Source organism: Microcoleus sp. ARI1-B5 (assembly GCF_036705795.1).
In the GTDB taxonomy this organism is placed as follows: Bacteria; Cyanobacteriota; Cyanobacteriia; order Cyanobacteriales; family Microcoleaceae; genus Microcoleus.
In genome coordinates, this window is record NZ_JAUBVK010000006.1 from 185254 (window position 1) to 210670 (window position 25417).

The 25417-nt window shown below is 47.7% G+C and carries 21 protein-coding genes; 13 read left to right on the plus strand and 8 right to left on the minus strand.

Annotation, left to right across the window (positions count from 1 at the left end):
- The first annotated feature begins 62 nt into the window (after positions 1–62).
- The 4 genes from QUB63_RS12270 to QUB63_RS12285 all read left to right on the plus strand — a co-directional run bounded on the left by QUB63_RS12270 (position 63) and on the right by QUB63_RS12285 (position 4341).
- On the plus strand, positions 63–356 hold the full coding sequence (locus QUB63_RS12270; protein WP_332945414.1) for a type II toxin-antitoxin system RelE family toxin: 294 nt from the start codon (positions 63–65) through the stop codon (positions 354–356).
- The gene (locus QUB63_RS12275) at positions 353–670 is read left to right on the plus strand and encodes a hypothetical protein (RefSeq protein ID WP_332945415.1); all 318 of its coding nucleotides are present in this window, start codon (positions 353–355) and stop codon (positions 668–670) included. Before QUB63_RS12270 ends, QUB63_RS12275 begins: the two co-directional genes overlap by 4 nt.
- Positions 671–839: 169 nt before the next feature.
- Entirely contained in the window at positions 840–3671 is a 2832-nt protein-coding gene (locus QUB63_RS12280) for a hybrid sensor histidine kinase/response regulator (RefSeq protein ID WP_332945416.1), read from the plus strand.
- Positions 3672–3870: 199 nt separating this feature from the next.
- Entirely contained in the window at positions 3871–4341 is a 471-nt protein-coding gene (locus QUB63_RS12285; protein WP_332945418.1) for a chemotaxis protein CheW, read from the plus strand.
- A gap of 483 nt (positions 4342–4824) precedes the next feature.
- Here QUB63_RS12285 and QUB63_RS12290 read toward each other — a convergent pair whose 3' ends face one another.
- Together QUB63_RS12290 and QUB63_RS12295 are read right to left on the minus strand one after the other, a co-directional pair.
- On the minus strand, positions 4825–5865 hold the full coding sequence (locus QUB63_RS12290) for a glucokinase (protein ID WP_332945420.1): 1041 nt from the start codon (positions 5863–5865) through the stop codon (positions 4825–4827).
- 35 nt (positions 5866–5900) lie between these two features.
- The gene (locus QUB63_RS12295) at positions 5901–7961 is read right to left on the minus strand and encodes an amylo-alpha-1,6-glucosidase (protein ID WP_332945421.1); all 2061 of its coding nucleotides are present in this window, start codon (positions 7959–7961) and stop codon (positions 5901–5903) included.
- A 323-nt stretch (positions 7962–8284) separates the two neighbouring features.
- Here QUB63_RS12295 and treZ point away from each other — a divergent pair, with 323 nt between their 5' ends.
- From treZ to QUB63_RS12325, 6 genes are all read left to right on the plus strand, one after another.
- Positions 8285–10111, plus strand: a complete 1827-nt coding sequence (treZ, locus tag QUB63_RS12300) for a malto-oligosyltrehalose trehalohydrolase (RefSeq protein WP_332945422.1) — start codon at positions 8285–8287, stop codon at positions 10109–10111.
- Between the two features lie 363 nt (positions 10112–10474).
- Positions 10475–13267 (plus strand): malto-oligosyltrehalose synthase, encoded by a 2793-nt coding sequence (gene treY, locus QUB63_RS12305; protein WP_332945423.1) that lies wholly within the window; start codon positions 10475–10477, stop codon positions 13265–13267.
- A gap of 141 nt (positions 13268–13408) precedes the next feature.
- Positions 13409–13657 (plus strand): type II toxin -antitoxin system TacA 1-like antitoxin, encoded by a 249-nt coding sequence (locus QUB63_RS12310; RefSeq protein WP_332945424.1) that lies wholly within the window; start codon positions 13409–13411, stop codon positions 13655–13657.
- 6 nt (positions 13658–13663) lie between these two features.
- Positions 13664–14185 carry a GNAT family N-acetyltransferase gene (locus QUB63_RS12315; protein WP_332945426.1) on the plus strand — a complete coding sequence of 174 codons (522 nt, stop codon included), beginning with the start codon at positions 13664–13666 and terminating at the stop codon, positions 14183–14185.
- Positions 14186–14609: 424 nt separating this feature from the next.
- Positions 14610–16514, plus strand: a complete 1905-nt coding sequence (gene dnaK / locus QUB63_RS12320) for a molecular chaperone DnaK (RefSeq protein WP_332945428.1) — start codon at positions 14610–14612, stop codon at positions 16512–16514.
- 241 nt (positions 16515–16755) lie between these two features.
- On the plus strand, positions 16756–17268 hold the full coding sequence (locus QUB63_RS12325) for a DUF4112 domain-containing protein (protein ID WP_332945429.1): 513 nt from the start codon (positions 16756–16758) through the stop codon (positions 17266–17268).
- Between the two features lie 420 nt (positions 17269–17688).
- Here the strand turns inward: QUB63_RS12325 and QUB63_RS12330 are convergent, their stop codons facing one another.
- Together QUB63_RS12330 and QUB63_RS12335 are read right to left on the minus strand one after the other, a co-directional pair.
- Positions 17689–18981 (minus strand): tetratricopeptide repeat protein, encoded by a 1293-nt coding sequence (locus tag QUB63_RS12330; RefSeq protein WP_332945430.1) that lies wholly within the window; start codon positions 18979–18981, stop codon positions 17689–17691.
- An 89-nt stretch (positions 18982–19070) separates the two neighbouring features.
- Positions 19071–19241, minus strand: coding sequence for a hypothetical protein (locus tag QUB63_RS12335; protein WP_332945431.1), 171 nt, complete (start codon positions 19239–19241; stop codon positions 19071–19073).
- 123 nt (positions 19242–19364) lie between these two features.
- Here QUB63_RS12335 and QUB63_RS12340 point away from each other — a divergent pair, with 123 nt between their 5' ends.
- Positions 19365–20393: a hypothetical protein gene (locus QUB63_RS12340; protein WP_332945433.1), complete on the plus strand. Its 1029-nt coding sequence runs from the start codon at positions 19365–19367 to the stop codon at positions 20391–20393.
- A gap of 97 nt (positions 20394–20490) precedes the next feature.
- On the opposite strand, the gene QUB63_RS12345 is transcribed toward QUB63_RS12340, so the two are convergent.
- From QUB63_RS12345 to QUB63_RS12355, 3 genes are all read right to left on the minus strand, one after another.
- Positions 20491–20739, minus strand: a complete 249-nt coding sequence (locus QUB63_RS12345) for a transporter suffix domain-containing protein (RefSeq protein ID WP_332945435.1) — start codon at positions 20737–20739, stop codon at positions 20491–20493.
- Positions 20740–20894: 155 nt separating this feature from the next.
- The gene (locus QUB63_RS12350; RefSeq protein WP_332945436.1) at positions 20895–21713 is read right to left on the minus strand and encodes a carbohydrate ABC transporter permease; all 819 of its coding nucleotides are present in this window, start codon (positions 21711–21713) and stop codon (positions 20895–20897) included.
- A 229-nt stretch (positions 21714–21942) separates the two neighbouring features.
- Positions 21943–22140 (minus strand): hypothetical protein, encoded by a 198-nt coding sequence (locus QUB63_RS12355; RefSeq protein ID WP_332945438.1) that lies wholly within the window; start codon positions 22138–22140, stop codon positions 21943–21945.
- A gap of 63 nt (positions 22141–22203) precedes the next feature.
- Here QUB63_RS12355 and QUB63_RS12360 point away from each other — a divergent pair, with 63 nt between their 5' ends.
- Positions 22204–22896 carry an aldehyde oxygenase (deformylating) gene (locus QUB63_RS12360; RefSeq protein WP_332945440.1) on the plus strand — a complete coding sequence of 231 codons (693 nt, stop codon included), beginning with the start codon at positions 22204–22206 and terminating at the stop codon, positions 22894–22896.
- A gap of 258 nt (positions 22897–23154) precedes the next feature.
- Entirely contained in the window at positions 23155–24177 is a 1023-nt protein-coding gene (locus QUB63_RS12365) for a long-chain acyl-[acyl-carrier-protein] reductase (protein WP_332945442.1), read from the plus strand.
- 279 nt (positions 24178–24456) lie between these two features.
- On the opposite strand, the gene QUB63_RS12370 is transcribed toward QUB63_RS12365, so the two are convergent.
- Positions 24457–25212, minus strand: a complete 756-nt coding sequence (locus tag QUB63_RS12370; RefSeq protein ID WP_332945444.1) for a tellurite resistance TerB family protein — start codon at positions 25210–25212, stop codon at positions 24457–24459.
- Positions 25213–25417: the final 205 nt, after the last annotated feature.

Genomic DNA, 25417 nt, shown 5'->3' on the forward strand with positions numbered 1-25417 from the left:
CAGTGTGCGATGATGAATGGTAGCATTAATCAGTATTTGGAATATTTTAGGGTGCGGCTATCGTGTTTGAGATTGAGTTTACAGACCAAGCGATTGAGGATTTGCAGTGGTTTAAGAAACACGAACAGAATGTAATTGTTGACGGTATAGAGGCTAACCTTTGTTATGAACCCACTACCGAGACGCGGAACCGGAAACCTCTGCGTCCAAACAATACAGCAGAATGGGAATTGAGAGTGGGAGTATATCGCGTTTTGTACAACGTTGACCAGCAAGTTAAAATTGTTAGTATAGAGCGCATCGCTGCCAAGCCGGGGAATAAATACATATTTCAAGGAGAAGAGGAAGAGCTATGATGTACTGGGATTATCGAGTATTTTTGGAGGAGGGCGGGTACACAATCCGCACGGTGTATTATGACGATAAAGGTGCGATCGCAGCCTGCTCAGAAAAAGAAACCGCACCATTTGGAGAATCAGTGGAAGAACTTCAAGAAGAATTAAACCAACTCCTGGCTGCTCTAAAAAAGCCAGTTATTTCTGCTGACGATGTGCCGCCTCCAAGCGATCGCCCGAAGGCAAAAAGAGGAAAATCATTGCAAGCAGTCCGGCAAGAACTTGGCTTACAATCGGAAATAACGAAAGAAAGTTCGTTGAGTTCAAGCGATTAGCCAAGAACCTCGGTTATCGGTAAGAGTTCAAAACTACTGACGATCGAGCAATTTGGTTCGGGGCCCCCGGATTCATCAGTGGGGTCGCTTTCTTCAATTCTTCAATTCTTTAATCTAAAATCTAAAATCTAAAATCTAAAATCGGTTGGCCGCTTGTCTTAGTCTATATATGAATGATGACGATTTAAACGAATTAATAGATGCTTTTACCGCAGAAACCCAAGAGTTTCTCCAGTCAATGGAGACGCACCTGCTGGCGATGGAAGGCGCCGAGTTGAAAGAGCGACAAGCGGCAGTTAAAGAAATGTTTCGGGCGGCGCACTCGATTAAAGGTGCGGGTTCGATGTTGGGCTTTCCAAACGTGTCGGCGGCGGCTCACACGCTGGAGGACTGTTTTGTCATTTTGCGCGATCGCACTGACTTGTCGGCCCTGGAACCGGCCACTGTAACTGTTTTGCTGCAAGGGGTGGACACTCTCAAAAAGATTTCGGCCGAAGCCATCCAGCACTCGGATGTCAGCACTCCGGATCAAACGGAAAACTTGGAGGCGATCGCCCAAATTCACGCCCAGTTCGAGGCCAAGTACGGCAAGCCCGAACCTGCGCCAGTCCCCGCAGCCAGCCGATCGGCAGCCCCGGAAACCCTGAAACTGATTTTTGAACACGAATTGCCGCCAGTCTTCAATCGCCTGGAAACCGAGCTTTCCCAAGCTTCCGAGGCAGATTTGCCAAAAAGCGTCACCGCCCTCAACCAGGTTTACTACCAACTCTCCGGCTTGGCTGGAATGCTGCAATTGCCGGATTTTGGGAAAGTCGCCGAACCCCTCAGAGATTTGATCGACTCAAAGGACTTGACTCTAGAACGTTTGCAGTCCGAGGGTTGGGCGATCGCCCAAAACCTGCAAACCGCACGCCAACAGCTACTCGAAGGAAGGGCGATCGAACTCCCCCAAATCTCCCCCCCACCCGCCGAAAACCCAACAGAAGTATCAGAAACATCCGAAACCCCCGACTCCCCGCCTCTGGCCCTCTCCCCCTCCCCCCCTCCCCCCCTCTCCCCCTCCCCCACTCCCCCGCTCCCCAACCCGCAAAGACCGACAATCCGCGTAGACTTAGAACGCTTAACAGAATTAGTGAATCTAGTCGGAGAATTAGTCATCAACCGCACCAACTTGGAACTGCAAGAATCCGAACTGCGCGGCGAAGTCAAGCGCATCCGCCGCAGTATCGTAGATTTGAACCAATTCGGCGGCCAGTTGCGAGAAGAATACGACAGACTGAGTTTTGCAGACTGGAAAGGAGGAAACGGCAATTCGGGATTAGGAAAACTTGCAGGATCTGAAACCGAATTTCCCGCGATCGCGAACGGCAAATCCTCGATCGCCCATGCTCACTTCGATATCTTAGAGATGGATCGTTATACAGAGTTCCACTCGACAGCCGCAGAAGTCATCGAAACCGCCGAAGCAATTTCACAATCCGCCACCAAATTAGACACCTTAGCGATGAAATTCGAGCGCAGTACCGACCAACTGCGCCGCATTACCGAACAACTGCGCAGCCGCGTCATGCAGTTGCGAGTCGTGAGTTTCAGCCGCGCCGTCGATCACTTGCCCAGGGCGCTCAGGGATATGTGCCTCACATACAATAAAGATGTCAACCTGCTGCTAGTGGGACGCGATACCAAAATAGACGAAAGTTTGCTCGACGCTTTGCGCGACCCCTTAGTACACTTAGTGAGAAACGCTTTCGACCACGGCATCGAAATGCCCGAAGTTCGGCAAGCCACCGGCAAGCCCGCCAGCGGTCAAATTGAAATAGAAGCCCGCCACCAAGGCGGCCAAACTATTATTACTGTCGCCGATGACGGCAAAGGCATTGACCCGGAAATCATCCGCCGCAAAGTTGTCACAAAGGGTTTGGCGACAGAGGAACAAGCCCAAGAGTTTTCGATTGCCGAACTCTACGATTTTCTGTTTTGGCCTGGTTTCAGCACCGCAGAAGAGGTCAGCGACCTTTCGGGGCGGGGAGTCGGGCTCGATGTGGTGCGAACGAATTTGCGGACTGTGCGGGGGACTGTGAAGGTGGACTCTCGCCTGGGAAAAGGTACGAGTTTTATCATCAAACTGCCGCTGCTGCTGTCGATTACTGAGGCTTTGATGGTGAAGACCGATCGCAATAAAATAGCAGTGCCGCTGGATGCAGTCGAGGAAATTCTGCACGTGAAAGCTTCGGAAGTTCACACCGCCGGCAATCAGCCGATGCTGTGGTGGCGGGAGGAATTTATTCGTTTGGTGCGGCTGCAAGATTTGCTCGAATACAGCGTTCTGGGGCCCGATGGCCCCTCTCCAGACCCTTTGACTCAAGATCACATTCCCGTCTTAGTTTTGGCTTCTAGCGAAGGAATGCTGGCGGTGGCTGTGGAACGCCTCATCGGCCAGCAGGAAATTGTGGTTAAACCTTTGCCGCCGCCTCTCTCCAAGCCTCGCGGGGTTTTGGGGAGCACGATTTTGGGAGACGGCAAAGTTGTAACTATTTTGGATGTGGATGATTTGGTGGGTCAACCTTCCGCAAATAGTTCGATCGCCCAAGGGTACGGTAAAGCGCCGCAGATGGCGCCGAGTTCGAGTCAGTCACCGCAGATTTTGGTAGTGGACGATTCCTATACAATTCGGCAGTTGCTGTCTCTGATGCTGACTCGTGCCCGCTACCGCGTAGTGCAGGCTAAAGACGGCTTGGATGCCCTGGAAAAGCTGCAAAATGGTCTTGATTGCAGTTTGGCGATCGTCGATATTGAAATGCCCCGGATGGACGGATTTGAATTGTTGCGATCGATGCGATCGACCCAGCGGTTTGCTAAAATTCCCGTAGCCATGCTCACATCCCGCAGCGGCGAAAAACACCGGCAAATGGCAATGGAATTAGGCGCAAATCAATATTTCACCAAACCTTACAGCGAAGCCCAACTTTTAGAAGCCATCCCCAAATTAATCAAACATTAAACAGTTGACAGTTGATAGTTGACAGTTGACAGTTGACAGTCTGGACAAGTGTCCGCTGTTAAACAATCCCAACTCTCAAATTAATTAAAAATAAAATAATTTCAAATCTTCAATCACAAATCAAACATCAACAATCATAAACTCATCCAAAATCTTCAATTCTTTAATCCAAAATCTAAAATCTAAAATCTAAAATCGCATGACTCACGCCAATTACAATCGCCGCTTTCGCAGCAAGAAACAAGGCGCTGTCAGAACTCCTCCTCGAAAACTTGTTTCCTTTGAACTGGGGAACGTTTACTATGCGGTTCCTATAGAAAAGGTGCAGCGCGTTGTTAAAGACTTTAATCCCTACGGTTTTTTAGATAGCGGTCAAAGTTTAGTCCGGCACCAAGAAGAACTGATTACCCTGATTAATTTATCCAAAATATTTCCCAGCAGTCGGAGCATTGCTGACTGTAATTACCTGATTGTTTGCATCTTAAATAAGAGCGAACGGTTGGGAATTCCCATTCCTGATATGCCAAAGATTTTAGAAATTCCCGAAGAAAGCTTCTGCGAAATTCCAGAATTGTACCGCCAACAGCAACTGCCTCCGGTAATAGAAAAGTTAATTCGCGCACCCGACGGTTCCGAAGTCTTTTATCTAAATTTGGAGCTATTTACGTAAATGTATGGCTTTCTATTTAGGGCAAAGATTGCTAGAGTGAAGTGAAACTCTCTTCGTAGCGATCTATTATGAAAGCAATCGCTCTTGTCAAGAGAGTTTTACATTCTGTTACATAACGAAAGTTTATTTGCGCCTACCTACTTAATTGGGAAAAAGGTAATCGGTAATCGGGAAAAAGCTCGCCCGCGTACCTCACGAAAATTGAGAACCGCTATAGGATGTTTGAAGTCTTGAGCGGTCAATTAATACCAAATCCGGGTTAAATATCCCCTTTATCTTTCGGCGGTTGAAACAGCTTCTCTTCAAACAAAGTCGGCCGGCGCCGACTGAAGAATAACCGGGTTCCCAAACCCGGATTTGGTATAAGCCGCATTTGGTATGATTGTGTGCGATCGCGAGGAACGTTAGCGTAGGGTGCCTCAGCCGAGCCTGATTTTTTCACAAATCGAGAAGCTTTAAGCTGACGCACCCTACAATTATTAACTAAAGACCTGCCGCACAAACCGCAGCTCCAATTAACCCTACACTGTCATTCAAAACCACCCGCACCGGCATCATTTCTAACAGCAAATCCATCCGGCCTTTGTGGGTAAAAGCTCGCATAAAACCCCCTTCTACAATCAGCGGCAAAATCTTTGCAGCGATGCCGCCGGCTACGTACAAACCGCCGTAAGGTAGAAGTGACACAGCCATATTTCCCGCAGAGGCGCCGTAAGCTTCTACAAACATTTGCATTGTTTGTTCCGAAAGCCGATCGCACTTTTGGAGTGCCGCCTGCGCAATTATCGCCCCCGGATCGACAGTCTTCTCGCTTTTACCGATTTCTGACTCCCATTGAGCGATCGCTTCCCCCACCTCCGGCGATTCAGGAGCAAACTTTCTGTCCCGCAAAAACTGGTAAATTGAAACAATCCCCTGTCCCGAAACTACACGCTCGATCGATATTCTTTGAATGTCGTGTTTTGCTAACAAATATTTCAGCAATTCAAACTCCAACTCCGAGCGAGGAGCAAAGTCACCGTGTCCCCCTTCCGAGGAAAAAACCCTGATACCATTTGCTTCGGGAATTGCAAAACAATTTCCCAAACCAGTACCCGCACCAATAACAGCAATTGGATCGTGTTGGCGGGGTTTTCCTACTTGCAAAGTGTGCAAATCTGCAGGCTCCAAACCCCAGACGCCGTAGCCAACCGCCACAAAATCATTAATTAAACTGACGCGAGATATTCCTAATTCTTGTTCCAGACGATGAGCTTCCAGCAGCCAAGGCAAATTAGTCAGTTTGGCGCTGTTGTTGACTACCGGGCCTGCGATCGCAAAACAAGCTTTTTCCGGCTCCGGTGCAAAATCCAGTCGATCCGCAGCTTCCGTCAAAAACTGCCGCACAATCGGCACTAAATCGGGAAACTCCCCGCTCGGATAGCGGAACTCGTAAAGAGCTTTCATTTCACCCTTAACATTCCTTTCCACCAAGCGCAAAATAGTCTTAGTTCCGCCAATATCGCCCGCTAATAATAATGCCATAAACCTCCTATTCCACCCAACAGAACATTCCCCATTTAAACACCCGCAGTATTAATTGCCAACCAAGCCCGCAGCACCTCAGCCACAGTCCAAGCTTGAGCCGTGCAGCCCCGGGGCGAGTGCGGGGCGTCGCCCTCAAAAATTTCGCCCAGACTGCCAACTCCGCCGGCCATTATATGATGTGCCATCGGTTCGAGGAATTCGCGAGCTTGTGCTGGGTTTTTGTATACGTGCAAGTGCGCCAAGACAAACGGGCCCATCAGCCAGCCCCAAGCTGTGCCTTGATGGTAGGCGCTGTCGCGCTGCAATTGGTCGCCTTCATATGCGCCGCGGTACTGCGGGTGCTGCGGTGAGAGGCTGCGCAGGCCGTGAGAAGTGAGAAGCCCCTGGGCGCAGGCGTCCACTACGCCGCGCCGCTGCACGGGCGTGAGTAACGGTGTATAGCGGGTTTCCTGGCGCGTCCCCCCTAACAAGGAGTTGAGGGAATGTCCAGGAATCGAGTCAAGGGGCAGGGATACGGCGAATATTTGGTTGGGCCGCAGGAAAATGTCGTGTCCGCCCGGGCCGTCTAAAACGTCGTAGCAGTAATTGGTTGAGTCGTTCCAGAATCGGGTGAATCCGGCAGCAGTCCGATCGCCCAACTGCTCGTATTCATTGTGAGACTTGCCCAATTTTCGAGCAAAACTTGCCATAGCTTGCACGGCATTGTACCAAAGCGCGCTGAGTTCGATCGGCTTACCAATCCGGGGAGTCACCACCCAATCGCCGATTTTCGCGTCCATCCAAGTCAGTTGCACGCCGCTTTCCCCCGCGTACACCAAACCGTCGTCAGGATCGACGCGGATGTTATACCGAGTGCCGCGCACGTGCCAGTCAACTATCTCACATAATGTCGGCCAGAGTTCCGTCAAAAGTTCGTCGTCCCCGGTGCAGTCGCAGTAAGCGCGAATTGCCTCAAAGTACCACAGCGTCGCGTCTGCGGTGTTGTATTCCGGGGCGCCGCCGGCATCCGGGAAGCGGTTCGGCAGCATTCCCCGATCGACATACCGCGCAAAAGTCCGCAAAATCGATCGCGCAATTTCCCATCGCCCGGTACAGATTGTGAGGCCGGGCAGGGCGATCGTCGTATCGCGTCCCCAGTCGCTGAACCAGGGATATCCGGCGATAATCGTTTTGCCTTCAGGTTCCTCCGGTAGCGGGCGGTTGACGATAAATTGGTCGGCTGCTAGCACTAAGTGATTTATCCAGTCGGGAGATTCGCTCGCTTTTGACCAGTTTTGCAGCAATTCTCGGTCATAAGCGCGACGGACTTCTAAAGCTGTACCGCCGTTGAGTTCGGGATTTTTATCGGTGCTGGCGATCAATGTGAGAGAATTTCCCGGTGCGATCGCGAAGTGAAAAGTCGCCGCGTGCAAGTGATCCTCGCAGCAGTCCAATCCGCGCCGCTTTTCTGCTTCGAGGTCAAATCCGTAGTACCAATTGTATAAAGACGCAGAGACTCGGAATTTAGCCTCTGGTTCGGCATCTGTCAGCAGATAAAGCGGCGCTGCTCCGTCAAAAGCAGTCACGCAAACCCCCCGTGTCAAGCTTTCTAGGCTCACTTGCCAGTCTCCGGCGCCCGTCGTGCGGTGGTAGTCGCGGTAGTTGACGAGGGCTTTGACTGCGAGGGCGATCGGTTGTGAGGCGCGGTGCAAGCGGTATTGAATATATGTTGTGTTAGCTCCCGGCTGCATCCAAATCCGTTTTTCCAGGATAGCGTCGGCGAGAGCAAACCTCCAAACAGGCGTTGTCCCTTCCAGGTGGAAGCTTTCGATGGAGTTGTAACCGCGGGGTTCGATCGTACTGTCGGCCCAGCGGTTGGTATAAAGCGGGTAGGCGCGATCGCCACACACAGCCGTCTCATCCAGCTTTGCGAGCATCAAAGTCCGTCCCAGCGGGGGTTTGAGGGCGGCTACCAGCAGCCCGTGATAGCGGCGGGTGAGGAGATTCGCGATCGTCCCGCTAGCGTAACCGCCGATCCCGTTTGTCACCAACCACTCGCGAGACTCGGCAGAGTCGAGATTGCAGCAGATTTCCCGTCCAAAAGCAATAACCATAGAATACACGCTCACGCTGATTTGCCATCTACCTTTAGGTATATTTTAGACATTATATAAACAAGAAATATTAACTATTTTCAGGTAGCAAAGAATGGCGATCGCCAAGAGTACCAATTCATGCTCTAATGCAAGACATAACCAACCGCGACTTTTGCCCCAGCGACAATTCTAGCCTTCGATCGCTCTGTCTAAAGTTAGTTGTTTGTTATTTTAAGTAATATTACCCTCTAAACAGGCGCTGAACGTTAAGAGCAAAGCATTTGATAGCGCCCAAAGGGCGATCGAACCACCCACCTATTTTATAAGGAGAACAACTCAAAGTGAAGATAGGAGCAAACTACCTCGGCCACAACCAATGTGAATTTACCGTTTGGGCGCCCACCATCAAACAAATAGCAGTCCAAATTGTCTCCCCAGAACAACGCCTGATACCCATGCAACAATCCGCAGAAGGTTACTGGCAAACCACAGCTACAGACATCCAACCAGGAACCCTTTACACCTACCAAATCGAAGGAAAAACCGACCGACCAGACCCCGCCTCAAAATATCAACCCCAAGGCGTCCACGCCCCCTCCCAAGTAATAGATGAAAGCGCCTTTACTTGGCAAGATACAAATTGGCAAGGCGTGCCGCTATCCGAAATGATAATTTACGAACTGCACGTCGGAACCTTCACCCAAGCCGGAACATTTGAAGCAATAATTCCCCAACTCAAAAAACTCACAGAATTGGGAATCAACGCCATAGAAATAATGCCAGTAGCCCAATTTCCCGGCGATCGCAACTGGGGATACGACGGCGTATATCCCTACGCAGTCCAAAACTCCTACGGCGGCCCCGAAGGCTTCAAAAAACTCATCAACGCCTGCCACGAACACGGCATCTCAGTAATTCTCGATGTCGTTTACAACCACCTCGGCCCCGAAGGAAACTACCTCCGCGAATTCGGCCCCTACTTTACATCAAAATACGGCTCGATTTGGGGAGACCCCCTCAACTTCGACGACGCCTACAGCGACGGCGTGCGCAACTACTTTATTGAAAACGCCCTCTACTGGTTTCGAGACTATCACATCGACGCCCTCAGATTAGACGCAATTCAAGCAATATTTGAAGTAGGTGCAAGACCGTTTTTGCAAGAACTCTCCGATGCCACCGCAGAGATTTCTCAAGAACTTGGAAGAAAGCTTTACTTAATAGCAGAAAGTGACTTAAACGATGTCCGCACTGTACGTCCCAAAGAACTCGGCGGTTTCGGATTAGACGCCCAGTGGTGCGACGATTTCCACCACGCACTCCACGCCTTGCTCACCGGAGAAAATGACCGCTACTACCAAGACTTCGGCAAGTGCGAACACTTAGAAAAAGCCTTCAAAGAAAGCTTTGTCTACTCCGGCCAGTACGCCCCCCACAGAAAGCGAAAACACGGCAATTCTGTCAAGGATGAACCGGGCGATAAATTTCTGGTATTTTCCCAAACCCACGACCAAATCGGCAACCGCATTTTAGGAGACAGACTCTCGCAAATAGTTGACTTTGAAGCATTGAAACTCGCAGCAGGCACGGTTTTAATTTCTCCCTACATTCCCTTCTTATTTATGGGAGAAGAATACGGAGAAACAGCGCCGTTTCTGTACTTTGTTTCCCACTCAGACGCCAACTTGATTGAAGCTATCCGCAAAGACAAACAGCAAGAATTTAAAGCTTTTGAAGGTCGAGGCGAATTTCAAGACCCCCAGAGTCCAGAGAGCTTCCAAAAGTGCAAGTTAAACTGGGAAAAACAAACAGAAGGAAAACACAAAATCCTCTGGGAATGGCACCAACATTTGATTCAACTGCGGCGGACAATACCGGCCCTTAAAAAACTCGACAAAAACAGTCTAGAAGTGTCCAGTATTGAAGCCAAAAAAATATTATTTCTCCGTCGCTGGACAGATGACAGTCAGATATTCTGCATTCTAAACTTCAACAGTCAAGAGGTCGCTTTTACGGCGGCACTTCCCCAAGGCAACGGTCACAAAATTTTAGACTCTGCTGATGTAAAATGGATGGGTTCAGGTTCTAGCTTGCCTGAACAGATAAATTCAGAGCAAGAATTGATTGTTAAACCGCAGAGTTTCGCACTCTACGAATTAATCAAATAGTAGGTTGGGTTGAGCTGCTGCTCAAAGCGTGTCAACAACTAGATCGAACGTAGTATAGTCTACTCTTTGATGTCCTAGTCTTTCCGATCCCCCCTAACCCCCCTGGTGGGAGGGGGGGACAAGAGCATCAAAGTCAACCCCTACTCCCCTTGGGAAGGGGGGACAAGAGACTTCTCAAAGTCGACCCCTACTCCCCAACAACCAGGGGGATTTAGGGGGAGCGGAATTCTGCTAAAAGCGACATTTTTCAAGGTTTTTAGGTGATTATTGACACGCTTTGCGCTACCGCTCAACCCAACCTACTATTTCTAATTTTAAGCAAAAAACCCGATCGACTAATTAACTAGGACTAAAATTAACATCATGAGAATTCCCACAACAACTTATCGGATTCAATTTCATGCAGGTTTTAACTTTGAAGCCGCCAAACAAATCCTGAGCTATCTGGAAGAATTAGGAATTACCGACGTTTACGCCTCACCGATATTTAAAGCCAGAAAAGGCAGCAGTCACGGATATGATGTGGTTGATTCAAATCAGCTCAATCCCGAATTGGGCACCTCAGAAAACTTTGAAGCGCTCACATACGAAATCAAGAAACGGAACATGGGATGGCTGCAAGATATTGTCCCGAACCACATGGCTTACGACACTCAAAACTTGTTGCTGTTAGACGTATTGGAACACGGGCCGGATTCCGACTATTTCGATTACTTCGATATTGAATGGAATCACGCTTACGAACATCTTAGGGGTCGAGTGCTGGCTCCGCTGCTGGGCAATTTTTATGGAGAGTGTCTGGAAAATGGCGAGATTCAACTCAAATACAGCGAAATTGGGCTGACCATCAATTACTACAGTTTACAATTGCCTGTAAAAATTGAATCTTATGCTAAATTTATCAGTCATAATCTGGGGCATTTAGGCAGGGAATTAGGCCGGCGCCATCCAGATTTTATCAAGTTTCTGGGAATTCTTTATTTGATTAAAAATACCCCTTCAGAAACTAAAGGTAAAGCCAGATACGATCAGATAGCTTTTGTCAAAGGACTGCTGTGGGAACTCTACAATCAAAATCCCATCGTGCAGGAATTTATCGAGGAAAACATCAATTTTTTTAACGGAGAAAAGGGCAATCCCGAAAGCTTTAATTTGCTGGACGATTTGCTTTCAGAGCAGTTTTACCGTCTGTCTTTCTGGAAAGTTGGGGCTGAAGAAATCAACTACCGCAGGTTTTTTACAGTTAACGAACTGATTTCGGTAAAAGTTGAAGAGATTAAAGTTTTTCACAAAAACCACGCTCTGATCTTCGACATGGTGGAAGAGGAAAAGTTTACCGGATTGAGAATCGACCACATTGACGGACTTTACGACCCCACAGAATATTTGAAACGCCTCCGGGAGAGAGTTGGAGACACTTACATTACTGTTGAAAAGATTCTGGAACACGAGGAAGATTTGCCGTCTTATTGGCCGATTGAGGGAACTAGCGGTTACGACTTTTTGAATTACGTAAACGGCGTTTTTTGTCGGTGCGATCGCGAACAGCAATTTAGTGAAATATATCAGAGATTTACTCGCTTGAATGTTCCTTACGAACAGTTGTTTTTAGATAAAAAAGGGCTGATTGTTGAGAAAAATTTGGCGGGAGATGTAGACAATTTGGCTCAACTTTTGAAGAATATCTCCGGTCAATCGAGACAGGGAAACGATTTTACTCGTCCCGGTTTGGAAAAAGCGCTGGCGGCTGTTTTAACGATTTTTCCAGTGTACCGAACTTACATCAATCAAGATGGTTTGCGAGAGTCCGATCGCACTTACGTAAAATATGCGATCGCCCACGCTAAAGAACAAGTACCGCGACTGCTCAAAGAACTTAAATTTATCGAAACGGTGCTGTTGCTGGAAGAAGAAGAAACCCTAACAGCCGAACAAAAAGAGCAGCGCCGGCACTTTGTAATGAAACTCCAGCAGTTGACAGGCCCGTTGATGGCAAAAGGCGTTGAAGACACGCTTTTATACGTTTACTACCGACTTTTATCCCTCAACGAAGTGGGAGGAAACCCCAGTCAGTTCGGCGTTTCGCTGGCGGATTTTCACGAGTTCAACCAAAAGCAGCAAGCCGCTTGGCCGCACAAAATGAATGCTACAGCTACCCACGATACCAAACGCGGCGAAGATGTGCGAGCCAGAATTAACGTTTTGTCAGAAATTCCCGATGAATGGGAACAGCAAGTCAGGTCTTGGAGAGAGCTAAACTCTTCTAAGAAAGTCAACTTTGTGAATCGAATGGTTCCCAATACTAATGACGAATACTTCTTGTACCAAACTCTGATCGGCAGTTTTCCATTTGAGGGAATTGAAAACACTGATTATGTCGATCGCCTGAAAGATTATGCGATTAAAGCTGTCCGCGAAGCTAAAGTTTATACGGCTTGGCTGAGACCGGACAACGACTACGAAACTGGTTTTATGACTTTTATCGATAGCGTTCTCGAACCTTCGGAACAAAATCAATTCCTCAAGAAATTTACGCCTTTCTGGAAAAAAGTAGCTGATTACGGGATTTTCAATTCTTTATCTCAAACGCTGCTAAAAATCACGGCGCCCGGGGTTCCCGACATTTATCAAGGCACGGAATTCTGGGATTTAAGCCACGTCGATCCGGACAACCGCCGTCCCGTTGATTTTGACCGCAGAATTGAGGTTTTGCGGCAAATTAAACAGCAAGCTCAGACTGATATTTTGCAACTGGTGGAAGATTTGATTAGGACGCGGGAAGATGCGAGAATTAAGCTGTTTTTGACGGCAAGAGTCCTAGAAGCGAGAAAAAAATACTTGGAAGTTTTTCGCTCCGGCGACTATCGACCCCTGCTGGTAGCGGGCAGGTTTAAAGATAATGTTGTTGCCTTTGCCAGAAGCTTTGGAGATACTACGGTTATTGCGATCGCTCCCCGGTTTTTGACGGGAGTTGTCAAACCGGAAGAAATGCCGATCGGCAAACAAGTCTGGAAAGATACTAATCTGGAATTGTCGGAGAAAATGCCGTCGGTTTGGAAAGATGCGATTACAAATGGGCCAGTTGAAAGTAACGGTACGCTGGCAATTGGTGATGCTCTCAGTTACTTTCCCGCAGCTTTGCTGATTAGTCAGTAGTCATTAGTCAGTAGTCAGTTGACCTGGGACAGTAGTCATTAGGCGAACTGTTTTTATAGCGGCAGGTTGAAACCTGTCGCTGTGCTTTTTGGGTTAAAATAATAGTAGTGAAAAAATCTGTGTAGCGGGAGGAATAGCAAAATGCGATCGCTCGTCAAAACCGAAACCAGTACCGAAACCCGACTCTCTTGGTGGGCTTACCTGTTTGTCCTGGATGAATTTATTGCCGAAGCAGATGCTGCGATCAACGGCCCCGCAGCCTTTGGCAACCCAGTTTTGAAGCTGTCCGAGCGCGACTGGGACTTTTTGTTAGATATGATGTTAGATCCGCCTCCGCCTAATGAAGCTCTGATTAAATTATTTCAAGACTATGGCAACTCAAACAAATAATAAACTGTGGATTACATTATTTATCCGCTAGATACAATAGGGCGCAGTGCAAGTAGTCTGAAAAAAGATCCATTTAATTCGGGAAATCCAGAATTAGATATGTACTTCAAACAGTACGCTCAGAAAAACGATCGAGATGGGATTGCCAAAACTTTTGTTGCTTTTTCGCCTGAAGGCAGTCAGATAGTTGGCTATTATTCTTGCTGTGCAGGTGTGATTGAACGTGAAGACTTGCCCGCCGACCTGCTGCAGAGGCTGCCCAGATATCCTATTCCAGCTATACTGATTGCTAAACTTGCGGTCGATCGCTCAATGCAGGGTAGAGGACTGGGCAAACAACTATTATTTCACGCCCTTGCTAGAGCAATAGATGTATCCAGAATAGTAGGAGTCTACGCTGTCAGAGTAGATGCTATAGACGAGAATGCAAAGGAGTTTTACCAGAAGTTTGGTTTCTTAGAATGCCAGGAAACATCCCTTTCACTGTTTATTCTGATGAGTACAATTAAACAAGCAGCAAATTGGTAGCTGTCAGACTCATGACTCTAACTTATAATTTTTACTTCTATTTGGCAGCCTCCGCAAGCGATCGCCCCAACAGGCATTTCCAAAATTTATAGACACAAGACGGCAAATACAACACAACATATACGGTTTGCCACAATGCCCGAATCGATCGTACCCCGTACATTAGGAAGAGTAAACAAAAGCAGTCGAAAGCTGTAGCGGCGCAAGCATCACGGATGCAACCGTCCCCCAACAGGTTCGGTAAATACCCCTTCATCGCAAGGTCTAACCGCCCGCAGTATAGAGATAAGCACCCTATCGAAGACTGTATTAAAGCAGGACTCACTACCCGTAAACCCCGAGGTAAAATCGCAGTCCTGAATAACCAGACTATCGCACAGATAGAACACCAAAATTTTGTAGAGATTGGAGCCGGAACACCCCTATGGGAAAAGTAGTTGGAATTGACTTAGGTACGACAAACTCCTGCGTCGCAGTTATGGAAGGCGGCAAACCCACCGTCATAGCCAACGCCGAAGGGGGTCGCACCACACCTTCCGTAGTAGCATACGCTAAAAATGGCGATCAACTCGTCGGACAAATTGCCAAGCGTCAAGCCGTGATGAACGCCGAAAACACCTTTTACTCAGTAAAACGGTTTATCGGGCGTCGGGTTGACGAAGTAACCCACGAAACCACTGAAGTTTCCTACAAAGTCCTCAAAGTCGGCAACAGCCTCAAACTCGACTGTCCCGCCCGCGGCAAGCAATTTGCTCCGGAAGAAATTTCCGCGCAAGTGCTGCGAAAACTTGTAGAAGACGCCAGCAAATACCTCGGCGAAACTGTTACCCAAGCGGTAATTACAGTGCCCGCTTACTTCAACGACTCCCAGCGCCAAGCTACTAAAGACGCTGGAAAAATTGCCGGTATTGAAGTTCTGCGGATTATTAACGAACCTACAGCAGCGGCTTTAGCTTACGGATTAGATAAAAAGAGCAACGAAACCATCCTCGTATTTGACTTGGGCGGCGGTACTTTCGACGTATCGATTCTCGAAGTCGGCGACGGCGTATTTGAAGTGCTCGCAACTTCAGGAGACACTCACCTCGGCGGTGACGACTTCGACAAAAAAATCGTCGATTTCATCGCTAACGAATTCCAAAGAGCCGAAGGAATTGACCTCCGCAAAGACAAGCAAGCACTGCAACGCCTGACGGAAGCGGCCGAAAAAGCCAAGATTGAACTGTCGAGCGTTACTCAAGCAGAAATCAACTTGCCGTTTATTACCGCGACTCAAGACGGGCCAAAACACTTGGACACGACTTTGACTCGGGGCAAGTTTGAAGAACTCTGTTCGGATTTGATCGATCGCTCTCGCATCCCCGTAGAAAACGCAATCCGCGACGCCAAATTAGACAAATCTGCAATTAATGAAGTCGTCTTAGTTGGCGGTTCTACGCGCATTCCTGCGGTGCAAGAACTGGTCAAAAAAATCCTCGGCAAAGAACCCAACCAAACCGTAAACCCGGACGAAGTGGTGGCAGTCGGCGCAGCAATTCAAGCCGGCGTGCTCGCAGGCGAAGTGAAAGACATTCTGTTGCTCGACGTTACCCCGCTGTCTCTCGGCGTCGAAACCTTGGGCGGCGTGATGACCAAAATCATTCCCCGCAACACCACTATTCCTACCAAGAAGTCGGAAACTTTCTCGACTGCTGTAGACGGCCAAACTAACGTGGAAATTCACGTTTTGCAAGGCGAACGGGAAATGGCAAATGACAACAAAGATTTAGGAACTTTCCGCTTAGATGGAGTTCCGCCAGCCCCCCGCGGCGTACCGCAAATTGAAGTTACTTTCGATATCGATGCTAACGGTATTTTGAATGTAGCTGCTAAGGATAAAGGTACTGGTAAGGAGCAATCGATTAGTATTACTGGTGCTTCTACTTTGCCCAGCAATGAAGTCGATCGCATGGTGAGGGAAGCCGAATCGAATGCGAGTGCTGACAAGGAACGTCGCGAAAAGATCGATCGCAAAAACCAAGCCGACTCCTTAGCTTATCAAATTGAGAAGCAGTTGGCAGAATTGGGCGATAAGGTTCCTGATGCTGACAAGACTAAGGTTGAAGGCTTGATCAAAGACTTGCGGGATGCGATCGTCAAAGAAGACGACACAGCCATCAAGACGCTGACAACCGAGTTGCAGCAAGCATTCTACGCTGTCAGCAGCAACCTGTACCAGCAAGCAGGCGGCCCGACTGACGGCGGCGCAGGCCCAACTGGCGGCCCGACTGGCGGCCCGACTGGCGGCGGCGACGACGTGATTGACGCCGACTTCACTGAAGGCAAATAGAGAAAGTGCGATCGGGCTTTCCCAGTTAAACTGAAAGCCCGCAGCTAACAGCAAGAAACCCGGTTTTGAAGAGAAACCGGGTTTCTCTGTATTCGGACTTGTATGATGTTAAATTTTGTAGGGGCGGGTTCACCAAAAATAATTGCCGATAATCGACAATCTCATAAACCCGCCCCCGCCCATGATATAAAGGCGGTATTTAAGCCGGAATCAATATAATATCGCAATCTGGAGCAATAAAATGTCACGTTCTCCCATACAAAATTCCGCCGAAAATACTCCCAACAAATCCCAGATTGCATCCTTGCGGCGTCTCCGCCAAATCAGCCACTTACTCGACAGCGCAATTCCCATTCCCGGCACCCGTTACCGCATCGGACTCGATCCGATATTAGGACTTATACCGGGCGGCGGCGATTTAATCGGATCGATTTTTGCAGGTTACGTAGTCTTCAAATCCGCGCAACTCGGAGTACCGCAAGAAACCCTAATCCAAATGGCTGCTAACATCGTATTTGATACAGTTGCAGGCACTGTACCAGTTGCGGGAGACTTGCTTGATGTGGCTTGGAAAGCTAATGTCAAAAATATAGAATTGCTAGACGCTCATTTAGGTAGCCCCGAACCTGGTAAAAAAGCCGATTGGTTATTTGTGGCGGCTTTGCTGTTAGGTTTGACGTTAATTGTCGGAGGTGTAATTTTCTTGAGCGTGATGCTGTTTGGGTGGCTATTTCGAGTATTTACAGGGCGTTAATTTTCATTGACTCAATGTCATTGTTCGCTGTGCGTCGCCATCGCAACCGATTAAAATAGTAACCCAAAACTCACATAAACTCAATGTCATTGTTCGCTGTGCGTCGCCATCGCAGCCGATTAAAATAGTAACCCAAAACTCACATAAACTCAATGTCATTGCGAGGGAAGCGAACCAATCGCAACCTACTCAAATAGCAGAGCAAAAACCGCAAAAACTCAATGTCATTGCGAGGGCGATCGTTAGCGAAGCGATCCGTTCGCCTTTATGCGTTCGGTGAAGGGTAGGAAAGCAATCGCATCAGCTTAAAATAGCAACACAGAACTCCGACCGACAAAATTGTCACAATAACTCCTCAATAGTGCCAATTAGAAACTGCCCGTCTCGGCCGTGCCTATCGCTGCGATCGCACTTCCTCCGCTAAGGTTTATGAGGCGGCTGCGACTGTTTTTCAGCAGGTTCTGGCAGAGAATTGATATCTTTAATTGCTTGAAACCGTTGCAATGTATGAGCGTACCAGTCAAAATCGCGCAAAGTTTCAAATTTTGCGCTGTTTTCAGTGCATTTTTGCTTTTCGGTTTCCAAACTTGCCTTGTCGGCTTTAGCTGCTTGCAGCACCTCGAACAAGATGCAGTGAGCGAGTCCTTCCCGCTTAGAAGGCGGCAGCTTTTCATCGATCGCGATCGCAATTTTGAGGCTGTCAGCAGCTTCGCTGTAGTGGTTTTGTTTCAACAGCGTCCAGCCCAGGTTTTTGTACAGTTTGTAGTTCACTTCGTCGTCTTTGCTATTCTCCAAACCGATGCGAAACAGACCCTCAGCTACAGTGTAGTTTTGTTTGAGAAAAGATAAGCGACCCAAATTGTTGAAAGCTTTGTAGTTCCCTGCCAAGGCAGTTTGATAAGCTGTTTGAGCGTCGTCAAATTTGAGCAGGGCTTCGTAAACTTCGCCCCGATACAAATAAAAATCCGCATTCTGGGGGTCGAGAGAGATCGCTTGGTCGAGCTGATTTCCTGCTTGTTTCAACTGACCTTGAGAAAGAGATTTTTGCCCTTTTTCGCTGTAATATTTAGCAATAGTTGGCAGGGAAGCGTTGAGAGCGATCGCGCTCAGCAGCATAACTGCTGAGAGACCGCAAGTAACTTCAGACTTATATTTTAGAGGAATTTTCAAATGCTTCAGCAAGCGTTCAACGAATTGCTGCCCGCCTTGCGTGAACGAACCGCCGGCTACCAGCAGCGTCAGCCCGCTTTGACTTAGCATTCCAAATGCTTCGGTTATCTCCACGCCGCCTGCTGCAAACCGCGGGTGAATGCTAGCAATAAAGCTGCTAGTCGTTGCCAAGCAAGCAACCGTCACCAATTGCCACACCCAGTCCCACTGTTTTGACGGTGGCGGGAGTTGGTCTAGGTACCACCACCACGCAGCCTGCGGGGGATTGAAACTGCCGCGCAACTTACCTAAGTCGGCGACAGAATTAATTGATTCAGCTTGTTTTTTCAAGCGCTCGTCCAACTCAAGTACAGCAGCTAAATTTTCAGCAGGAGGCTGAGTTGTTTTGGAGAGGGCACAACTGGCGGCATCCCGCGCTGCGATGACTTCTAAGACTTGTTCTAGCTGTGGATTTGATGCATTCTCGATCGCGCACAGCCCAGCCTCGTACCGAGCGATCGCAGAATCTAACTCAGAGTTCATTTCTGCGTCAGAAATTTTCATTGTCACCTTACTACATTTTTTTAATCTGTCAACTATCTTAGGACAGTCAATATCACTCAATGAGAGTTGACATATTTACCTGTTAATTTTTAACGTTTTGCCGATCGCGCCGATCGCCTAACTAATTTTAACTCAATACGGTATAGTAGGGGTCTTGCAGCTAATCGATTCCTATCTCCCTGTAAGGCAATTCCCGGAGAATATTTTCTCAACACAGACCGATCGCCCGATCGCCCTCCATCGTGCAATAATAATATCACTTGCACCAAACTCTATCAGTAGGGTAACTCCCTCTCACTTTACCGCTACATATAGCGTATCAACTGTCAATACGTGCAAGTGTCAAATAAAAACCGGCTGTCGCTCTACACAAATTTCTCCTAATGGCTGAAGTCCCCCAATCTCCCGCAGAACTTGCCGAAGCCCTCAGAGGCTTGACAGATATCAATTTCCAATTACCAGACCCCGAAGACGAACAAATACCAGACTTCGATTTTGAATCGCAGGTTGACAATGCCTGGAAAGTGTGCGATCGTTTTGACTTGCAAACCGACATCTGGCGCGGACGCATTCTCCGAACAGTCCGAGACAGAGAAAAAAAAGGCGGCGACGGACGCGGTACCGGCTTTTTGAACTGGCTAAAAGAACGAGAAATTGGCAAAAGTCAAGCCTATTCTTTGATAGAATTAGCTAAAAGTGCCGAGACTCTGATCGAACAAGGAGATTTAGACCCAGAATCCATTAGAAACTTCAGCAAAAGAGCCTTTGTAGAAACCGCCAAAGCATCTCCAGAAGTACAGCAAATGGTAACAGATGCTGCCGGAAAAGGCGATCGCATCACCCGCCGCGAAGTCAAACAACTATCCGACGAATGGATGGCAATGAACTCCGAATTATTGCCAGAAGAAGTCAAAGAAAAAGCATCTACGGGTTCTCTTCCTTCCCGCTATCTCGCTCCTTTAGTCAAAGAAATGGAGAAACTATCCCCATCTCACCAAATCGAAATTCAAAAAGAAGTAGCAGAAAATCCCGACGTAGATACTGTCAAACAACTAACTTCCGACGCCAAGAATTTATCAAAATATCTCGACGCCGCCGCCCAAGTGCAAGCTCTCAATCAGTCTCACTTAGACATGGAAATGGCCTTAGAAGAATCTTTGCGGGTCGGCTGTTTGGGAACCACCGCCGACGTTGTAAAACAAGCCGCACAGCTAGAACAAACTGTAGTCAAACTCTACACGGTTTGGAAGCGTTTAGGCAGTTTGGCGGATAGATTGTACGTGGATACAGGAGCAAGCACGCCTAATTTGCGATTGCTTTTGGGATGCTTGGACAGTCTTTCGGGAGAAAAGATTGAAGTGGATTTTGGAGACGGAGAGCGCTCTATTCGCTTGCAAATTTTCAGCGAATAGCTCAACCTTGACCTGGGTTCTCCGCATCGGAATGCAAGTCCGCAGAAATCAGGACTTGCATTCCGATGCGGAGAACCAAATCTGCGTCGCGTCATGTTCATCTGCGGTTAAAATTTCTGATTTTGTTCCAAAGATAGCGGGGATTCAAATAACGCCGATATTTGGTAACTACTTCTTTCCCCAAAATCACCACGCTAATCCAAAAACAAATTTCTGCCCCAACAGCTAGAACGACACCAATTGTAGTTTTTTCGGCGACGCTCAGCGGCAGGAACGGCACCACAAACAAGATTGCCAGCCAAGGCAGAAAAGATGCAATAAATAAAAACCAACCCAGCTTTTGCATATATTTACAGATTAATATAATTTACATATATAATTCATTTTGTTCGCAATGACATATTTGTTCGATCGTTCGGAATGCAAGTCCTTTTTTACTTTCAAGGCAAAGAAAGGACTGAAGTCCGAACGATCGAACCTAATTGCGATCGTAACTTAAACTCAATTCTTAATTCCCGTCGCGGCAATCCCCCGAATAAACTGCCGCTGGCCGGCCAAAAACAGCAACACCACCGGCACACTCCCAATTACCACCGCCGCCATCAACAACTGCCAACTGCTGGTAAACTGTTCCTGAAACTGGGTTAAAACCAACTGCACAGTCCGCAACTCGGGCCGCGTCGTAAACACCAGCGGTTTAAACAAATCGTTCCACTCCCCGATAAACACAAACAAAAACAGCGTCACCAAAGCAGGGCGGGCCAAAGGCAGCATCACCTGCCACAACACCTGCCAGCGGTTAGCTCCATCCAGCATTGCCGCCTCCTCCAACTCCACCGGAATTGTCATAAAATACTGGCGCAGCAGAAAAATCCCAAAACCGTTAGCCGCCGTCGGCAAAATCAGCGCCCCGTAAGTATTCAGCAAATGCCCCCACTTCAAAACCAAGAAAATCGGAATCACCAAAAGCTGAAACGGAATGACTAGCGTCGCCAAAACCACCAAAACTAGGGCCTGCCGCCCGCGAAACTTCAGCCGGGCCAAAGCATAACCGGCTAAAGCAGAAGTCACTACCTGAAAACCAGTCACTGCGATCGCCACTAGAGTAGAATTAAGAAATGCCAACAAAAAATTCCCCCGCCGCCAAGCCTCCTGATAGTTCGCAAAAGTCAGACCTGTGGCCTTGACACCAACACCAGATGGTGATAAGGAAACCAAAAATACAGCAGCCAGCGGCAGCAGCACCAGCCCAGCCCCCGCCAGCAACAAAATAAAACTCAGCATTTCCAGCGCTTGAGACCTGTCCAAGGATTTTCCCATAAATTTGTGAATTAACCTAAAATAATAAGCCTGTGAGGTTCTGCAAGCCGATCGCCTCCCAGATTCCCATACAACATAATATGTCGTAGAGGGAAAGAAGGAGTACCACGGGAGGAAGTTCTGGTTAGGATATAATGTTATAGATAGAGGTGGTACTGTAAAACCCTGAAGGGTGGAGACATAGACCGTATTTCTATCATCAATTTCCGCGCAAAAGATCGACTAACGACTAATTCAAGTAATTAGTAAATAGATAGCACTCTAGCGATAGTCTGTCTGGAGTGTGCGACGGCAAAAGTCCGGCAAACACCCTGAGGGCGCCAGTTTTTCCGGGAGCGTCAAAGAAAAGTTCTTTGTCGAAAGTATCCTCAGCTATAATCTTTGATTTAGATGGGGTGCGTTCAAAATAGGAAAAGTGTACTGTCACTGAACCCCAATTTTCCAGGGGTTCCAAACATCCCACAAGCTTATATGAGGAGACTACATATCTATGCCCCAGCTTGAGGCTAGCCCAACAATTGACTTTCAAACCGAAACTTACAAAGATGCTTACAGCCGCATCAACGCCATTGTGATTGAAGGCGAACAAGAAGCTCACGACAATTACCTGACACTGGCCGAACTGTTGGCTGACAAAAAGAGTGAGTTAGTTGGCTTGTCCAAGATGGAGAACCGCCACATGAAAGGCTTCCAAGCTTGCGGCCGGAATCTCAAAGTCACGCCAGACATGGCATTTGCCAAAGAGTTCTTTTCAGATTTGCACAGCAACTTCCAAACGGCCGCGGCCCAAGGTCAGATTGTAACTTGCTTGCTGATTCAATCGCTAATTATCGAGTGTTTTGCGATCGCAGCATACAACATCTACATCCCCGTCGCCGATGACTTTGCCCGCAAAATCACCGAAGGCGTCGTCAAAGAAGAATACAGCCACCTCAACTTTGGGGAAGTCTGGCTGCAAGCTCACTTTGAAGAATCCAAAGCCGAACTCGAAGCCGCCAACCGCCAAAACCTGCCCATCATCTGGAGGCTGCTCAACGCTGTCGCAGACGATGCTCGCGTCTTGGGGATGGAAAAAGACGCTTTAATCGAAGACTTTATGATTGCCTACGGCGAAGCCCTAGGTAACATTGGCTTTAACAACCGCGACATCATGCGGATGTCAGCACAAGGCCTCGCAGCCTAGTGAATAGGGAAATAAGGAATGGGAAAAAAATTAAAAATTAAAACTTTTTAATTTTCCCTTCTCCCTATTTCATAAGGCTTCGCAGCCTCATCAATTTGGAAATAAAGAACGGGAAGTCAATTTAAAAAAATTAATTTTCCCTTCTGACTTCTGATAACAACTGACAACTGACAACTAACAACTAACAACTAACAACTGTCAACTGTCAACTGTCAACTGTCAACTGACTTCTTCAATCTTCCTTCATTTGACAACTTAATGTTTGGTCTAATCGGTCACTTAACCAGCTTAGAACACGCCCAATCAGTAGCTAACGAGCTGGGCTATCCAGAATATGCCGATCAAGGGCTCGATTTTTGGTGCAGCGCACCGCCCCAAATAGTTGATCATATCACTGTCACTAGCATTACCGGGCAAAAAATAGAAGGCCGTTATGTGGAGTCGTGTTTTCTGCCAGAAATGCTAGCCACTCGCCGGATCAAAGCAGCCACTCGCAAAATTATTAACGCGATGGCGCACGCTCAAAAAAACGGGATTAATATCACTGCTTTAGGCGGCTTTTCTTCGATCATTTTTGAAACCTTCAACTTGCAGCAAATTAAGCAAATTCGCAATCTCAAGTTGGAGTTTGAACGCTTCACCACTGGTAACACCCACACGGCTTACATCCTCTGCCGCCAAGTAGAAGAAGCAGCCCCCAAATTGGGGATTGAACTTTCAAAAGCTACTGTGGCAGTTTGTGGAGCTACTGGGGATATTGGCAGTGCTGTCTGTCGCTGGCTGAATGTTAAAACCAATGTAGCAGAATTGTTGCTCATTGCCCGCGACAAAGAACGATTGCAAGATTTGCAATCGGAATTGGGACGAGGCAAAATCATGGATTTGGAAGAAGCTTTGCCCCAAGCGGATATTGTAGTCTGGGTAGCCAGTATGCCAAAGGGAGTAGAAATTGACCCCAAGACATTGAAGCAACCCTGTTTATTGATTGACGGTGGCTATCCGAAAAATCTGGCAACTCAGGTTCAGCATCCCGAAATTTACGTGCTCAATGGCGGGATTGTGGAGCATTCCCTCGATATTGAGTGGAAGATTATGAAGATTGTCAATATGGATGTGCCGGGCCGGCAATTGTTTGCCTGTTTTGCCGAATCAATGCTGCTGGAATTTGAAAAGTTGTACACCAATTTTTCTTGGGGACGGAATCAAATTACTGTGGAAAAGATGGAGCAAATCGGTCTTATTTCTGTCAAACACGGTTTCCGACCTTTAATGTCATTTTGATGTTAACAGTCAACTGTTAAATTTTAATAAAATTTAACAGTTGACTGTTGACTTTTGCCGGAAGTTGTGAACTAGCCCAAAAACGGATACAACACCAGTTTAAAACAAGAACGCAACTGCCGGCCCCTGTTCCCAAGTCTGATGGCATCAGTCATTTCCAATTCTTCAAGTCTTTAATTGAATCAGCCCCCAAATCTGGTTCTGGGGAAAACAAAAATTAGACCAAAGTTCAATATCCCAGATTCATCGGTCGAGTCAATTCTTCAATTATTCAATTCTTCAATCCACTGACTGACTGCAGTTTTTGATGGTCATGACTTCGATGATTTTTTTGCCCATTGCCTCGGAGATGTCGAGAGCTTCGGAAAGCTCAACTAAGAACTCCTTTTCCTCAGCGGTGAAAACTCCATCTACCAAAACCAAATCGGCGGCAATCGCAAAAGCTGTTTCTCGAAGCTGAGGTGTCAAGCTATTTTTAGCCGCTGCAAATACTTCAGCCGGACTGTACTCGCTGCTCAATTTCAGGACTTTCTTAAACAGTTCTTGGAAGTGTTCGCCAGAATAAGAGCCGAACAAGCGAATGTGATTGGCGGCAAGGGTTTGTCTTTCGGCTTCGGATATTTCACCGTCGGCGGCAACAGCTAAGACTGAAATAGCTGTCAAAGCTTCCGAGGGAGTGAGTTCGATCGCACTTGTGTCGCTTTTTGCGCTTTGGAACAATTCAACAGGGTTAGGTCTTTTGTGGCTGTGGGCGGGCATAGGGGCGCGGGGAGTCGTGCGGTTCAGTTGACAGTTGACAGTTGACAGTTGACAGTTGACAGTTGACAGTTGACAGTTGACAGTTGACAGTTGACAGTTGACAGCTTTCCAGGTTGACAGCTTTCCAGGTTGACAGTTGACAGCTTTCCAGGTTGACAGTTGACAGCTTTCCAGGTTGACAGTTGACAGTTGACAGTTGACAGTTGAGAGTTGACAGTTGACAGTTGACTTCGGAGGGCTACCTCTACCTGGAAGTCCGAGGATTGGATTAATCAATAGTCTGATTTTAATTTCTCCCTACAAGGCTTGGGGCTTTAAACCAATTCTTTCTGGTAAAACTCGCTTAAGCAAGCAAAAATAGTGTAGCAAACAACGAGGCTCAAGCCCCTGGTTTTCAACTCTTGTTACGCAGCAAAACATAATTCAAAACTTAAAACTTCCCACGAGTCCTCTTTTTCAGCAACACCGGACACGGTAGGAT